The organism is Streptomyces sp. NBC_00328 (assembly GCF_036139655.1).
Lineage (GTDB): Bacteria > Actinomycetota > Actinomycetes > Streptomycetales > Streptomycetaceae > Streptomyces.
The window spans coordinates 5,986,980-6,002,178 of sequence record NZ_CP108013.1; the positions used below are offsets into that span (position 1 = coordinate 5,986,980).

The following is a 15,199-nucleotide window of genomic DNA, read 5'->3' on the forward strand; positions in this document are numbered from 1 at the left end:
ATGGCTATCTTCCTCAACAAGGACAGCAAGGTCATCGTCCAGGGCATGACCGGTGCCACGGGTATGAAGCACACCAAGCTCATGCTCGCGGACGGGACGAACATCGTCGGTGGCGTGAACCCGCGCAAGGCAGGCACGTCCGTCGACATCGACGGCAACGAGATCCCCGTCTTCGGCACGGTCGCCGAGGCCATGGAGAAGACCGGCGCCAACGTGTCCGTCCTCTTCGTGCCGCCGGCCTTCGCCAAGGCCGCCGTCGTCGAGGCGATCGACGCGGAGATCCCCCTCGCGGTCGTCATCACCGAGGGCATCGCCGTCCACGACTCCGCCGCCTTCTGGGCGTACGCGAAGTCGAAGGGCAACAAGACCCGCATCATCGGCCCGAACTGCCCCGGTCTCATCACCCCGGGTCAGTCCAACGCCGGCATCATCCCGGGCGACATCACGAAGCCGGGCCGCATCGGCCTGGTCTCGAAGTCCGGCACGCTGACGTACCAGATGATGTACGAGCTCCGTGACATCGGCTTCTCGTCCGCCGTCGGCATCGGTGGCGACCCGGTCATCGGTACGACGCACATCGACGCGCTCGCCGCGTTCGAGGCCGACCCCGACACCGACCTGATCGTCATGATCGGCGAGATCGGCGGCGACGCCGAGGAGCGTGCGGCGGACTTCATCGCGAAGAACGTGACGAAGCCGGTCGTCGGTTACGTCGCCGGCTTCACCGCGCCCGAGGGCAAGACCATGGGCCACGCCGGCGCCATCGTCTCCGGCTCCTCCGGCACGGCCGCCGCGAAGAAGGAGGCCCTCGAGGCCGCGGGCGTCAAGGTCGGCAAGACGCCGACCGAGACGGCCAAGCTCGCGCGCGAGATCCTCGCGGGCTGAGCTGTCGCTCGACCGAACGCCGGTGGGCCCGCACCCTTCGAGGGTGCGGGCCCACCGGCGTTCCGCGTGATGGGCCACGGACGTTCCGAGCCACCGGAGCCACCGCTGACGCCTGCATCACCAGCGTTGCCCGCGTCATAGGCGTCATAGGCGTCATAGGCGTCATAGGCGTCACAGGCGTTCCGCCTCGCGGGCGTCGCGGGCCTCGCGGGCGTCAGCGGTTCTCCGGGATCAGCCGTTCCGGGCCGTTCATCTCCTGGGCTCTGAGCCTGGCGCGCAGCTTCAGCTCCGCCGAGGACAGCGGCCCGGGGGCGGCCTTGGGCGGCAGGCCGTGAATGGTCTCCGGCGGCGCGAGGGGGGCCTCGTAGTGGTCCGGGGCCGTGCCCAGCGTCAGGGCGGTCACCCCGATCAGCAGGACCGTGAAGGCGATGGCCGCCCGGGTCCACTGCTGGGCCCGGCGCTCCCCGTACCAGCGGACCGTGCGGGGCTTCGCCGCGCGCAGCCGCTCCGCGCTCGCGAGTTCGGTGAGCCGCCGGTGCAGGTCCTGCGGCGACGACAGCTCCGGCAGCCGTGCGGCGACGGCCTCGCGCGCGTGCAGCACCCGGTTGGCCGCCGCGGGCGTGCTCGCCTCCGTCTCGGCCGCGGTCTCCGGCAGCCCGAGCCCCACGCCGTCGTACAGCACCAGGGTGCGCCGGTACACGGGCGGCAGTTCGAGGAGTACGTCGAGCAGGGCGCGGTCGGCGGCGCCGGAGGGTGGTGCTTCCGGGTGACGGTAGCGGGGGCGCAGCCGGTGCCAGGGGGAGAGCGCGTACTCGTAGGCCGTCGCGCGCACCCATCCGGCGGGATCCGGGTCCACGGCCACCTCGGGCCAGCGGTACCAGGCCTCCTGGAACGCCCGTTCCACGGACTCGCGGGCCAGTTCGCGCCGCCCGGTCAGCAGATAGGCCTGTCGTACGAGGGCGGGGGCGCAGAACGCGTAGAGGGCGTCGAAGGCCTGAGCGGGCGTCAGTGACGGCTCCGGGAGCCGGGAGTGTCCGTCCTCGGTGAGCCATCCCTCGGCGAGTCGCTCCTCGGCCCGGTTCCGCCGAGGCCGCTCCCCGACCCGGGCGGAACGTCTCTTCCCCGCTCCCCTCCCCGCCCCCACCAGCTCAGGGGTGACGTCCTCCTGAGGGGTGTTCATCTCCGGCCGGGCGTCGGCCGGATCGGCCGTGAGCAGCCTCGTGTACGCCTCCCGCATGCGGCCGCGCGGGGCCGAACGGCCGGCCTCCCACGAGCGCACCGTCGCCCGGCTGACGCCGAGCCGGGTGGCCATGTCCGCCTGGGTCAGCGACCGGCTCTCGCGCAGACGACGGCGCTCCTTGGGCGCCGGCAACGGGGTGGCGGGGCTCTGTGTCATGTCGGGTTCCACAGATTGCCCCTTCGTACGAAAAAGTACATAACTGCATATTGAGCGACACATCCAGGGTTCGCCTGTTACGACGAGAAAGCGCGTGTCGTTGGGAGCATGAGAGCCGTGACCCAAATCACCGACCGCAGGCTCTCGTTGTCGCTCCTGCTCACCCGGATGCGCGACCGATCACCCGGACTGGCCGCGAGCCTCCTGGGCGGCGCCGTCGCCGCGGGGCTCGGGCTCGCCTCGTTCGCCATCCTCGTCATGGTGCTGTGGATCAGCTCGCCGTACCCGGACAGCGGGCCGGGCGGAGCGCTGCATGTCGCCGCCGCCCTCTGGCTGCTCGCCCACGGCGTGGAGCTGATCCGCACCGACACCCTGTCCGGCCTGCCGATGCCGGTGGGGGTGACGCCGCTTCTCCTGCTCGCCCTCCCCGTGTGGCTGCTGCACCGGGCCGCACGGGAGGCGGCCGACGTCTCGGCGGAGTCGTCGCCGCGCACGGCGTGGGCCGGGGTCGTCGCCGGCTATCTGTCCGTCGGCTGGGCCGCCGTGCTGTACGCCTCCGGCGGGACGCTGCGCCCCTCCTGGGCCTGGGCGGTGATCTGCCTGCCGCTTCTCGCGGCGGTCGCCGCGGGAGCCGGGGTCTGGACGGCGTACGGGAGGCCGTGGGGGCCGAGCCCGTTCAGGGGGAGGCGGGCCGAGAGGATGCTTCCGCGAACCGGAGGGCGCCCGGTCTCGGCCGTGCGCCGTCTGGTCGACGCCGACGACCGGGTGCTCGGCGGTGCGGCGCGGGCCGCCGCGGCCGGGGTCGCGGTCCTCGTCGGGGGCGGGGCCCTGCTCGTGGCGGCGTCGCTCGTGTGGCACGGGGACACGGCCCGCGCCTCGTTCGTGCAGCTCACCGGGGGGTGGTCGGGCCGGTTCGCCGTGCTGCTGTTGTGTCTGGTCCTGGTGCCCAACGCGGCCGTGTGGGGGGCGGCGTACGGGCTCGGGCCCGGTGTCGTCCTGAGTGCGGGTCATGTCGCCGGTCCGCTGACCGCGGGCGTCTCGGGGACGCACACGCCGGCAGATCCGCTCCCCGCGTTTCCCCTGTTCGTGGCCTTGCCACAGGCGGGATCCGCGGCGCCGTCGCCCTGGCTGAGCGCGCTGGTGCCGCTGGCCGCCGGGGTGGCGGTGGCGTGGTTCGCGGTGAGGGCGGGGGCCGCGCGAGGAACCCCGGGCCGGGAGGAGCCCTGGCCGCTCGGGCGGACGGTGGCCGTCGTCTCGATCGCCGCCGGATGGTGCGGCGTCGCGCTCGGTGTGCTCGCCGGGCTGGCCGGGGGGCCGCTGGGGGTCCGTGCCCTGACCCATGTCGGGCCGCTGTGGTGGCAGGTGGGGCCCGCGACGGCGGTGTGGACGGCGGTCGTCGGGATTCCGGTCGCGGCGGGCGCGGCCGTGCGGCGGGACCGGGCGGGCGCGGCCGCCGGGGGCGCGGGTGTCCGCCGGGGCCCGCGAGGGACCGGGTGGACTCCGCGGCCGCGGATGCGCGCCTGGCTGCCGGGGTGGAGGGGCGGCTCCGCGATGCCGCTGCCGACGCCGGTTCCGCTCCAGGGGCCGCCGTCCACCGCCGGCCGGGTCGACCCCGCGGTACTGGCGTCCGTCGTCGAGAGCTTCGATCCGTACGACCCCTACGACCCGTACGACAGCTACGACCCCTTCGAGCCGTACGACCCTCTGCCGGGGGAACCCACGGCGGGCGCCTGGCACGGGGAAGCGTCGAGGGAGACCCGTTGGGAGGCCCTGCGGAAGGCGGCCGGCCCTTCTGGGCCGGAGTCGCAGGACTCGGGAGACTCGGGGGACCCAGGGGACGGGGAGAGCCCCGAGGACCGGGGGGACCCGGCGGACGAGGGGAATCCCGAAGGCGGCCCGGCCCACCGGAACGGGCTGGAGCGCCCCGAGGGCCCCGCACACGGGAACGGCCTGGAGCGTTGGGAGTCGTCCGGGAGGCCGGAGGGGCGGGGGCCTCGAACCGAGGGCGGGCCGGAGAACCCCGGCCCGGACGGCCTGGACAGCGCCTTGCCCCGCTGACCCGGGACCGGCCCTCGCCCTCGTGGGTTCCGGCGGTGGACCGGCCTCCGGCCCGGGGACGGTCCGGGCGGGAGGCCGGCCGTCAGTCGTGGGTGCCCAGCAGTCCGCGCAGGTCCTTCGGGAGAAGGTCGTTGCAGGACTTCTTCGCGGCGGTCGTCAGCGCGTCGTTCGTGCAGGAGTAGTAGTCGCTGTAGACGAGGTGGGCGGTGAAGACCCCGGCGACCAGCACGATGGCCAGCGACGCGGTGACGATGCCGCTCACCGCGGCGGTCCTCTGCGGGCGGGTGTTCGGATCGGGGGCCGGGGTGTCGGGGTCCGGTGTACGCGCCTTGGAACGCAGGGCGCTGCCGCCCCAGTACAGGGCGAGCGCCCCGAGCAGCAGGGCCACGTACGGCCAGCCGAAGAGGACGAAGAAGAACGCCCACATCCCGGACAGCAGTGCGTAACGGGCGCGGCGCTGGGCCGGGTCCGTGGGGTCCCAGCGCATGCCACCGCCCGGCGTGCCGCCAGGACCTTCGGGGCCGCCCTGCTGCCCCTGCGGCGCGCCCGGCCGGTCGCCGAAACCGCCGCCGCTGGAGGGACCGGGCTGCCGGTCGCTCCACTGGCTGCCCCAGGGCGAGTGCCCGGAGCCCTGCTGTCCGTCCCCGTCGTTCTCGCCCGAGCCCTGTCCGTGCCGGCGCGGCTGCCAGGGCCGGTCGGGTGTCCCCTCCGGCGGCGGCGCGAACGGGTTGTCGTCCTGGTTCGAGGGAGCCGACGGGCCGGACGGGGGAGTGTCGGGCGCGTCGGGTCCGCGCTCGTCCGAGGGGCCGCCGCCGCCCGCCGAGCCGCCGCCGTTCCCGTCCGCGGAGCCGGGCCCGCTTGTGGAGCCGTCCTCGCCCGGCCTCGGCGGGGTGGACGAAGAGCGCCGCTCGCGCAGCAGGAGCGGAGGGAGTCGGAGACTGCGGTCCGGCATCAGGTGAGCGTCTTCCCCTTGGTGGTTCTGGCAGGCGGCGTGTTCACACAGTTTCGCGCTCGCGACGCGCGCCCCGAGCCGGTCCTCCCGGGCTGACGCCTCGGGCCGGTCCGCCCCGGACTGACGCCCCGAGCTTCGCACTCCGGACTCGCGCCCCGAGTTTCGTACCCCCGGACGCGCGCTCCGGAGGTCTCCGGAACCCGAGCCGCGGGTGGTGCCGGGGCCGTGCCCCGGACGTTCGTCCTGGTCCCGGATCAACGTCTCGCGCGCACAGGGCGTTCCCCGTGCCGGAGGCGTTCCCGGGTGGATCCTCCACAGACGCTACCTTCCGGCCTCGCCCCCGTCCCGTGGGGGCCGCCCGGTGTGCCGGTATCGTTGCTGACGGTCGGCCGCTTCGTAGACTTCCCCGTATCCCGGGGCGCGAAGCATTCGTACGACCGTACAAACGCTCCCCCGAGAAAGGGCCCTCTCGTGGCCAAGACCAAGCGCCTCGTCGTGCTGGTCTCCGGATCAGGTACGAATCTGCAGGCACTGCTCGACGCCGTCGCGGAGGCCGGCTCAGCGGCCTACGGTGCCGAGATCGTGGCCGTCGGAGCCGACCGGGACGGCATCGAGGGGCTCGCGCGGGCCGAGCGTGCCGGGCTCCCGACCTTCGTGTGCAAGGTCAAGGACCACGGCAGCCGGGACGAGTGGGATCTCGCGCTCGCCGAGGCGACCGCCGCGTACGAGCCCGATCTCGTCGTGTCCGCCGGGTTCATGAAGATCGTGGGGAAGGAATTCCTCGCCCGGTTCGGCGGACGGTTCGTCAACACCCATCCCGCGCTGCTCCCCAGTTTTCCCGGCGCCCACGGCGTCCGTGACGCGCTCGCGTACGGAGCCCGGGTCACCGGCTGCACCGTCCACTTCGTCGACGACGGCGTCGACACCGGACCGATCATCGCCCAGGGCGTGGTCGAGGTCCGCAACGAGGACGACGAGAGCGCTCTGCACGAGCGCATCAAGGAAGTCGAGCGCATGCTGCTCGTCGATGTCGTGGGGCGGCTCGCCCGCAACGGCTATCGCATTGAGGGACGAAAGGTAGTTATCCAGTGACCGCCGACAGCACAGTCACGGCCGAGAGCACCGAGGGCACCAAGCGGGTCATCCGGCGCGCGCTCGTCAGCGTGTACGACAAGACCGGTCTCGAGGAGCTGGCCCGCGGGCTGCACGCGGCCGGCGTCGAGCTCGTCTCCACCGGGTCCACCGCCGCGAAGATCGCCGCGGCCGGAGTGCCCGTCACCAAGGTGGAGGAGCTGACCGGCTTCCCCGAGTGCCTGGACGGCCGGGTCAAGACCCTGCACCCCAAGGTCCACGCCGGGATCCTCGCCGACCTGCGCCTGGAGAGCCACCGGCAGCAGCTCGCCGAGCTCGGTGTCGAGCCCTTCGACCTCGTCGTCGTCAACCTCTACCCGTTCAAGGAGACGGTGGCGTCCGGGGCGACCCCCGACGAGTGCGTCGAGCAGATCGACATCGGCGGTCCCTCGATGGTCCGCGCCGCGGCCAAGAACCACCCCTCCGTCGCCGTCGTCACCAGCCCCGCCCGCTACGGCGACGTGCTCACCGCGGTCCGGAGCGGCGGCTTCGACCTGCACACCCGCAAGCGGCTCGCCGGTGAGGCGTTCCAGCACACGGCCGCGTACGACGTCGCCGTCGCCTCCTGGTTCGCCTCCTCCTACGCGCCGGTCGACGACTCGCAGTTCCCCGACTTCCTCGGTGCCACCTGGGAGCGCGCGCACACGCTGCGCTACGGCGAGAACCCGCACCAGCCGGCCGCGCTCTACACCTCCGGCACCGGCGGTCTGGCCGAGGCGGAGCAGCTGCACGGCAAGGAGATGTCGTACAACAACTACACGGACACGGATGCCGCCCGCCGTGCCGCGTACGACCACGAGGACCCCTGCGTCGCGATCATCAAGCACGCCAACCCGTGCGGGATCGCGGTCGCGTCGAACGTCGCCGAGGCGCACCGCAAGGCGCACGCCTGCGACCCGCTGTCCGCGTTCGGCGGTGTGATCGCGGTCAACCGTCCGGTCACCAAGGAGATGGCCGAGCAGGTCGCGGAGATCTTCACCGAGGTCATCGTCGCGCCCGAGTACGAGGACGGCGCTCTCGAGGCCCTCACCAAGAAGAAGAACATCCGCGTGCTGCGGGCCCACCAGGCGCCGGCCGCCCCGGTCGAGATCAAGCCCGTCGACGGCGGCGCGCTGCTCCAGGTCACCGACCGGCTCCAGGCCGCGGGCGACAACCCGGCGAGCTGGACGCTGGCGACCGGTGACGCCCTGGGCGAGGGCGAGCTCGACGAGCTGGCCTTCGCCTGGCGTGCCTGCCGCGCGGTGAAGTCCAACGCGATCCTGCTCGCCAAGGACGGCGCCTCCGTCGGCGTCGGCATGGGCCAGGTCAACCGGGTCGACTCCGCGAAGCTCGCGGTCGAGCGGGCCGGCGCCGAGCGCGCCCGTGGCTCCTACGCCGCCTCGGACGCGTTCTTCCCGTTCCCCGACGGCCTGGAGATCCTCGCCGACGCGGGCGTCAAGGCCGTGGTCCAGCCCGGCGGCTCGGTCCGTGACGAGCTGGTGGTGGAGGCCGCGAAGAAGGCCGGCATCACGATGTACTTCACCGGGACGCGGCACTTCTTCCACTGATCCGTCGCCGATACGCGAGGGCCGTGTCCCCCTTCACAGGGTGGGACACGGCCCTCGGTGCGTACCGGTGCTTACCGGAACGTTCGGTTCAGTAGCGGGGACGGTTGAACCACGCGGCGCCGGACGGCGCGATCATCGCCGCCGCCATCACACCGCCGAAGCCGACCCACAGCAGCGCGAACAGCAGCGACGCGGAGGAGCCGACGTCCGCCGCGTTGATCAGGGCGAGGAAGCCGAGCAGGGCGCCCAGGATGCCGTAGACCATGGTGGTGATCCGGATGCCCTGGCCGCCTCTGGTGAACTTGACCCCCAGAGTGATCGACAGACCCGCGAGGCCGAGCACGATCAGGGCGATCACGAAGAAGATGCCCGCGGAGGCGTGGCCGATGTCCGACAGGCCGTTGCTGCCGAAGGTGTCCTCGCCCGAGTTGGAGACGTCGTTGATGGTCGCGGCGCCGAAGATGAAGCCGATGCCCATCAGGACCTGCACGCCCGCCACGATGAAGAGCAGCACGCGGGCGGTCATCATCAGGCCCGGCATGGTCTGCGGCATCATGTTGCCCGCCGGGTAGCCGGGGTATCCGGGCTGCTGCGGGTAGCCGTAGCCCTGCGGGGGCACGGTCGGCGGGGCCTGCGGGTACCCGTAACCGGGAGCGCCCGGCGGTGCGGCGGGAGGCTGCTGCGGCGGCGGGCCGTAAGGGTTGTTCGGGTCGCCGAAACTCATGGCGGGTTTCCTCCGTTGCCTGATGCGGGGACTACGCGCGGCACGGTTCGGAGGAATTTCTACAGAGCGGTCCGTCCCCCCGGTACTGCCCGCGACACTGTGGTTCTCATCGTTCTTTAGCACTCTCTTACTTGTCCAGCGCCATTCCGTATGTGTTGTCCAAGTGCAACATGAGTGATCATGGCCGGATACGGGTGAATCGGGCACACGGCGACTTCCGGGCGGCGGCCGAAAGGCAACGGAAAAGCCACAGAACGGCCGCTGAACGGCTGTTGCGGGGCCCCAGTGGCCCCGGATTGGAACCTGGACCGCGTCATCCGGGAGGATGGGGGGCATGACCGCCCAGATTCTCGATGGCAAGGCCACCGCAGCCGCGATCAAGTCCGACCTGACCGTCCGCGTGGCGGCCCTGAAGGAGAAGGGCGTCACGCCCGGCCTCGGGACGGTCCTGGTCGGGGACGACCCCGGAAGCCAGAAGTACGTCGCCGGCAAGCACCGCGACTGCGCCCAGGTCGGCATCGCCTCCATCCAGCGCGAACTGCCCGCGACCGCGACGCAGGAAGAGATCGAGGCGGTGGTCCGCGAGCTGAACGAGGACCCCGCCTGCACCGGCTACATCGTCCAGCTGCCGCTCCCCAAGGGCATCGACGAGAACCGCATCCTGGAACTGATGGACCCGGACAAGGACGCGGACGGCCTGCACCCGATGAACCTCGGGCGTCTCGTCCTCAACGAGCCCGCCCCGCTGCCCTGCACCCCCAACGGCGTCCTCACGCTCCTGCGCCGCTACGGCGTGGAGATCAAGGGCGCCGAGGTCGTGGTCGTCGGCCGCGGTGTGACCATCGGGCGTCCGATGCCGCTGCTGCTGACGCGGCGCAGCGAGAACGCCACGGTCACCCAGTGCCACACCGGCACCCGTGACCTCTCCGCGCACCTCAAGCGCGCCGACATCATCGTCGCCGCCGCGGGCTCCGCGCACCTCATCCGGGCCGAGGACGTGAAGCCGGGGGCCGCCGTCCTCGACGTCGGTGTCTCGCGCAGCGCCGAGGGCAAGATCGTCGGCGACGTCCACCCCGACGTCGCCGAGGTCGCCGCCTGGATCTCCCCGAACCCGGGCGGTGTCGGCCCGATGACCCGGGCCCAGCTGCTCGTCAACGTGGTGGAAGCGGCGGAACGCAGTGTCGGCTGACGGCAACACCCACGAGTCCGGGGCCGGCGCGGCGCGCGGCGGCACCGAGTCGGCCGTGCGGGAGGCGGAGAGCGCGCTGCGCGCCGCTGTCACCGGGGGGCATGACTCGGGTTCCGCTTCCGCGGGGGCTTCTGCTTCCGGCGGGGTCTCCGCTTCTGCTTCTGCGGCTGGTGGGGCCTCCGCTTCCGCGGGTGCGGGGTCGGAGGGTGGTTCCGTGGCCGGGGGCTCTGACGGTCGGGGGGCCGGGGCCGGTGTGCGGTCCGCGTCCGAGAAGGAGAGCGAGATCGAGACCGGGACCGAGTCGAAGACCGAGACAGAGGCCGGGGCGGAGACCGAGGTTCATGCCGCGGCTGGGGCCGGGGCCGGCTCTGGGGCCGTGTCCGCGGCTGAGGCCGAGGGTGACACCGAGTCCGGAGCCGGGGTTGATGCCGAGTCCGGAGCCGAGGCTGACGTTGCCGGTGAGGCCGGGGGCGCGGCTGAGGGCGACGGGCCGGACGGGATGACCGTCCGGGACGCGATCAGCGCGCCCGACGCCCAGGGCGAGCCGCGGCGCACCACACGGCGCTTCCCGCTGTTCACCCGGGACACCGCACGGCCCGAGGGCGGCGGCCGGGCCGCGTCCGGGGACGCCCCGGCGCCCGCGCGCCAGTGGCCCATCCTCACCGTGCTGTCCGCCGTCGCGCTCGGCCTGCTGCTCACCGCGCTCGACGTGTTCCGCGTCGGCACGATCCTCATCGGCGCCGCGCTGCTCGCGGGTGCCGTCATGCGATGGATGCTGCCCAGTGTCGGCATGCTCGCGGTCCGCTCCCGCTTCACGGACATGCTCACCTACAGCGTCCTGGGCATCGCCATCGTGGTGCTCGCGCTGATGGCCCAGCCCGACCCGTTGCTGGAGATCCCGTTCCTCGACGACACCTTGCACTTCACGGTCCGCTGAAACCGCGGCCGGCACGCGCGTGCGTGCCGGCCCGGCGGTGTGTGCCGGCCCGGCGGTGTGTGCCGGTGGCCCGTCCTCTCCTTCGGGGAGGGCGGGCCTCGTCGTTCTCGGGAATGAGGGCGGCCCGTCCTCTCCCCCGAGTCAAGGACGGGCCGCGATCGGGCGAGTGTTCCGCCCGGGGTCAACCCTTGTGCACGAGAACGGGCTGTTCAACAGCTTGCCGTCCGCTGTGGCACGGAAGTGACCATTCCGGCACGGTGTGCGCGCCGTATGACGGGAACCGTACGACTCCGGCTCTCGCAGCCGTCGTTGCCGCCCTCGCCGCCTTGTCCTCTGCCCTGTGGTCTGTACTGGTGGAACACTGGCGTGTACTGGGGGAGTGGGGGAATCGATGCCTCGTTGGAAGGCCTTGCCGGGCGAACTCGACCCGCGGGTCACGGAGTTGGTCGGACAGCTTCGACTGCTCGTCGACCGGAGCGGGCTGGGCGTGGCGGCCGTGGCCGACCGTACGGGCTACAGCAGGACATCCTGGGAGCGCTACCTGAACGCCGGGCTGCTCGCGCCCAAGGGGGCGGTCGTCGCGCTGGCCGAGGTGACCGGGGCCAACCCCGTGCATCTGGCGACCATGTGGGAGCTGGCCGAGCGTGCGTGGAGCCGTTCGGAGACCCGCCACGACACGACGATGGAGGCGATACGGATCTCCCGGGCGCGGGCCGTGCCGGGGGAGTTCGGTCCGGTGGTACCGGCTCCCGCGGCCGGGGCGCCGGAGCCGCAGGACGCGCGGCCGCCCGGGGCCGGACGGGGTGAGGGCTCCGCGCGGCGGAAGCGGCGGCTGACGATGTTCGTCGCCGGTGTCGTGGGGACCCTGGCCGTCGTCGCGGCCACTGTCTGGCTCACCGACGGTGGGGGGAAGAAGGACCCGGGCGCCACGCCGAAGACGCCGGCGGCCTCCGTGAGTCCGCGGCCCGTTCTGCCGCCCGGGGTGAAGTGCGGTGGGGTCTCCTGCGCGGGGAAGGACCCCGAGAAGATGGGCTGCGGCGGCCGGCTGGCCACGACGGCGACCAGCGTGACGGTGGGGACCACGCTGGTGGAGGTGCGCTACAGCAAGACGTGCGGGGCGGCTTGGGCCCGTGTCGCGCGGGCGGCGGCGGGGGACCGGGTCGAGGTGTCGGCGGGGGCCGGGGCGAAGCGGACGGCTGTGGTGGGCACGGACGTGGACACGTACACGCCGATGGTCGTGGTGAAGGGCGCCGGTGACGCGAAGGCCTGCGTGACGCTGGGGTCGGGGCGGGCGGGGTGTACCGCGTAGCGGTTCGCTTGCGCTGGCGGGTGCGCTGGCGGGTGCGGGTGCGGGTGCGTTGCGGGTCGGGGCCGTGCCGGTACATCCGCCCGTCGCCGTTGGATCAGACGTGGGTTTGGGAGGGAGCCGTTGCTCGATCCGGGCGTAAGCGACGGGCATCTGATGTACCGGCACGGCCCCTCCCGTGCGTTCCCGGCTGCGGGTGTGCGGTGGCTTGGGTGCTGTCCCCTCGGGGGCGTGATTTTCAGCCCCTCCGGCGTTTGAGGAGCGGGGTCTGGGGCGGAGGGGGCGAAGGAACGCCTGTGGGCCGGGCGGAGGAAACTTCGGGTTTGGGGGATTGAGTTGGTTCTGCGGGGGCAGGCGGCCCGTACCCCCACGGGATCCGGTGCTGTCGGGAGGGGGGAGATCCCTTCCCGGAGTGTCCGGTAACCCCTTTGGCGGTCGCCGAGTTCACCCTCTCCCGAGCCCGGCGACCGCCTGCCCGGGGGATCCGCGGGCCATCTGTGGGGTGGGCCACACGGACCCTGACGTCCGGCGTCCCGGATGCGCGATAGCCTGGCGGCGGATCTCTCTTGACGCCGAGAGATCGATCATCGGGATCTTTGATCGATCATTGCGGTGGTTGCAGGGGACGATCCTGCACCCGGGGCAGGGACGCCCCACCGCCAGCTGTCATACGGAGAACGCCATGACTCGCACTCCCGTGAACGTCACCGTCACCGGCGCGGCCGGCCAGATCGGTTACGCCCTGCTCTTCCGCATCGCCTCCGGCCAGTTGCTCGGCGCGGACGTGCCGGTCAAGCTGCGCCTCCTGGAGATCACGCCCGCCCTGAAGGCCGCCGAGGGCACCGCGATGGAGCTCGACGACTGCGCCTTCCCGCTGCTTCAGGGCATCGACATCACGGACGACCCGAACGTCGCCTTCGACGGCACCAACGTCGGTCTGCTCGTCGGCGCCCGCCCCCGTACCAAGGGCATGGAGCGCGGTGACCTGCTCTCCGCCAACGGGGGCATCTTCAAGCCGCAGGGCAAGGCCATCAACGACAACGCCGCGGACGACGTCAAGATCCTGGTCGTCGGCAACCCGGCGAACACCAACGCGCTGATCGCCCAGGCCGCTGCTCCGGACGTACCCGCCGAGCGCTTCACCGCCATGACCCGTCTGGACCACAACCGCGCGCTGACCCAGCTCGCGAAGAAGACGGGCACCACGGTCGCCGACATCAAGCGTCTGACCATCTGGGGCAACCACTCCGCCACCCAGTACCCCGACATCTTCCACGCCTCGGTCGACGGCAAGAACGCCGCCGAGGTCGTCAACGACGAGAAGTGGCTCGCGGAGGAGTTCATCCCGACCGTCGCCAAGCGCGGTGCGGCGATCATCGAGGCCCGTGGCGCGTCCTCGGCCGCCTCGGCCGCCAACGCCGCCATCGACCACGTCTACACCTGGGTCAACGGCACCGCCGAGGGCGACTGGACCTCCATGGGTATCCCGTCGGACGGTTCGTACGGCGTGCCGGAGGGTCTCATCTCCTCCTTCCCCGTCACCACGAAGGACGGCCGGTACGAGATCGTCCAGGGCCTGGACATCAACGAGTTCTCCCGCACCCGCATCGACGCCTCCGTCAAGGAGCTCGAGGAGGAGCGCGAGGCGGTCCGTTCCCTCGGCCTGATCTGATCCGGCGCGAACCGAGCTGAGCGGGACCGGTAGGCGTCCGGCTCGGCGGCGTTCGCTCCACCGCTGTACGCGCGATGCCCGGGTGGTGATCACCACCCGGGCATCGGTGTGTCCGGAGCCGGCGCTTCCCACGTCTCCGCTCGCAGAAAGCCTGCCTCGGCGCGCTTTCTGCCGTCAGCGGCGTCAGGGTCGTCGCGGAGTGGTGTTCGGGCGTACGGAAAGTACGTATCGAACGTATGTGCTTTGTCGGCATAAAAAGGGGTGCTGATGGCGGAAACCTCACTATCGTCGTTACGTACGGTCCGCCGGGGGCAAGGGCGCGGCAGGGGTTCGGCGGGAAGCGCGCCGAGATCGGGCCGTCGGGTGGGGCCGACGGGGAGCGGGGGTGACGGGATGGCGCAGCGATGGGACGCGGACCGTCGGCAATGGGTCGACGACGGTACGGGCCGGACGGACGGGGTCCAGGACGGTGTGGACGCCGGCGGAGCGCCGCCGGCCGGGGACCAGTGGTGGGCGGCGGCCACGCAGGCGGGCCCGCTGCGGCCCGACGCCTATCCGCCCGCGGGCTCCGCGCCGCCACAGCCGCCGCACGGGCAACAGCAGCAATGGGCCCAGTCCCAGCAGCAGGCCCAGGCCGCCTGGTCGCACCAGCAGTCCCAGCCGCAGACATGGCCCGGCGGCGTTGTGCCGCCCGGGGGCGGTGGCCGGCCGCCCGGGTCCGGTGACTCGCGGCGGCTGCTCCTGGTGATCGTGACCGTGGCCGTGCTGGCGGGCGGTGTGGGCGGCGGACTGTGGGCGTTGACCCGGGGCGACTCGGCGAGACATTCGGGCGCGCACCCTTCCACGCCCTCGGTCACCGTCACGGCGTCGCAGCCCGGCTCGGTCCCGGAGACCTCCAACAGCTCCGGCGGCGAGGGCGTGTACACCGCCCCGGCCGTGACCACCGCCCCGGCACCGGCTCCCGGGTACAGCCGCTCGGTCGATCCGGTCGGCTACACCGTGGACGTGCCGGACGGCTGGGCGCGCGAGGAGAAGCAGGGCAAGCTGGCGCCCGTCGTCACCTACACGGCGCCCGACGGAAACCGCAGGCTCCTGGTGTTCGAGATCATGGAACCCTCGGCGGCGGATTCCTCGGCGCAGGCCGAGGGCATCGCGCAGGGGGCCAGGGACTACCAGTACCTGGACCGGCGGTCCGGCACCGGCTGGACGGAGTTCAGCTACAGCTACTACGACAAGCGGTACGGAGCCACCCGGACCACCGACCATCGTTTCCAGGCCGCCGACGGCACTCCGTACGCCATCGTCGCGAGCGGCCCGCCGGGCACGGACATGTCCGGGCAGCTCGCGACGGCCGTGAACTCCTTCTGTCCGACCGGCGCCGCCTGTACGAACGCCGCCTGAC

Annotated in this window: 12 protein-coding genes; 9 read left to right on the forward strand and 3 right to left on the reverse strand. The window is 72.4% G+C overall.

Annotated elements, in window-relative coordinates; genetic code table 11:
• Positions 1-885, forward strand: a complete 885-nt coding sequence (gene sucD, locus OG485_RS26345) for a succinate--CoA ligase subunit alpha (protein ID WP_261705930.1) — start codon at positions 1-3, stop codon at positions 883-885.
• A 214-nt stretch (positions 886-1,099) separates the two neighbouring features.
• On the opposite strand, the gene OG485_RS26350 is transcribed toward sucD, so the two are convergent.
• A complete protein-coding gene (locus OG485_RS26350) occupies positions 1,100-2,281 on the reverse strand; it encodes a helix-turn-helix domain-containing protein (RefSeq protein ID WP_328671008.1) in 1,182 nt (393 codons plus the stop codon).
• A 108-nt stretch (positions 2,282-2,389) separates the two neighbouring features.
• Between OG485_RS26350 and OG485_RS26355 the strand changes: the two genes are divergently transcribed.
• Positions 2,390-4,339 (forward strand): cell division protein PerM, encoded by a 1,950-nt coding sequence (locus tag OG485_RS26355; RefSeq protein WP_328671009.1) that lies wholly within the window; start codon positions 2,390-2,392, stop codon positions 4,337-4,339.
• Between the two features lie 82 nt (positions 4,340-4,421).
• On the opposite strand, the gene OG485_RS26360 is transcribed toward OG485_RS26355, so the two are convergent.
• A complete protein-coding gene (locus tag OG485_RS26360; RefSeq protein ID WP_328671010.1) occupies positions 4,422-5,291 on the reverse strand; it encodes a hypothetical protein in 870 nt (289 codons plus the stop codon).
• 471 nt (positions 5,292-5,762) lie between these two features.
• On the opposite strand from OG485_RS26360, the gene purN reads away from it, so the two are divergent.
• Positions 5,763-6,383, forward strand: a complete 621-nt coding sequence (gene purN / locus OG485_RS26365; protein ID WP_328671011.1) for a phosphoribosylglycinamide formyltransferase — start codon at positions 5,763-5,765, stop codon at positions 6,381-6,383.
• On the forward strand, positions 6,380-7,969 hold the full coding sequence (gene purH / locus OG485_RS26370) for a bifunctional phosphoribosylaminoimidazolecarboxamide formyltransferase/IMP cyclohydrolase (protein ID WP_328671012.1): 1,590 nt from the start codon (positions 6,380-6,382) through the stop codon (positions 7,967-7,969). The genes purN and purH overlap by 4 nt, the downstream gene beginning before the upstream one ends.
• Positions 7,970-8,057: 88 nt before the next feature.
• On the opposite strand, the gene OG485_RS26375 is transcribed toward purH, so the two are convergent.
• Complete coding sequence (locus OG485_RS26375; protein WP_328671013.1) at positions 8,058-8,693, reverse strand: hypothetical protein; 636 nt, start codon at positions 8,691-8,693, stop codon at positions 8,058-8,060.
• A gap of 334 nt (positions 8,694-9,027) precedes the next feature.
• Here OG485_RS26375 and OG485_RS26380 point away from each other — a divergent pair, with 334 nt between their 5' ends.
• The 5 genes from OG485_RS26380 (at position 9,028) to OG485_RS26400 (ending at position 15,198) form a co-directional block, all read left to right on the forward strand.
• Positions 9,028-9,882 carry a bifunctional methylenetetrahydrofolate dehydrogenase/methenyltetrahydrofolate cyclohydrolase gene (locus OG485_RS26380; RefSeq protein WP_081218974.1) on the forward strand — a complete coding sequence of 285 codons (855 nt, stop codon included), beginning with the start codon at positions 9,028-9,030 and terminating at the stop codon, positions 9,880-9,882.
• A 376-nt stretch (positions 9,883-10,258) separates the two neighbouring features.
• On the forward strand, positions 10,259-10,819 hold the full coding sequence (locus OG485_RS26385) for a DUF3017 domain-containing protein (protein WP_328674652.1): 561 nt from the start codon (positions 10,259-10,261) through the stop codon (positions 10,817-10,819).
• Between the two features lie 391 nt (positions 10,820-11,210).
• Entirely contained in the window at positions 11,211-12,128 is a 918-nt protein-coding gene (locus tag OG485_RS26390; RefSeq protein WP_328671014.1) for a helix-turn-helix domain-containing protein, read from the forward strand.
• Positions 12,129-12,807: 679 nt separating this feature from the next.
• Positions 12,808-13,797, forward strand: coding sequence for a malate dehydrogenase (locus OG485_RS26395; RefSeq protein WP_326785946.1), 990 nt, complete (start codon positions 12,808-12,810; stop codon positions 13,795-13,797).
• Between the two features lie 393 nt (positions 13,798-14,190).
• Entirely contained in the window at positions 14,191-15,198 is a 1,008-nt protein-coding gene (locus OG485_RS26400; protein WP_328671015.1) for a hypothetical protein, read from the forward strand.
• Position 15,199 lies beyond the last annotated feature (1 nt).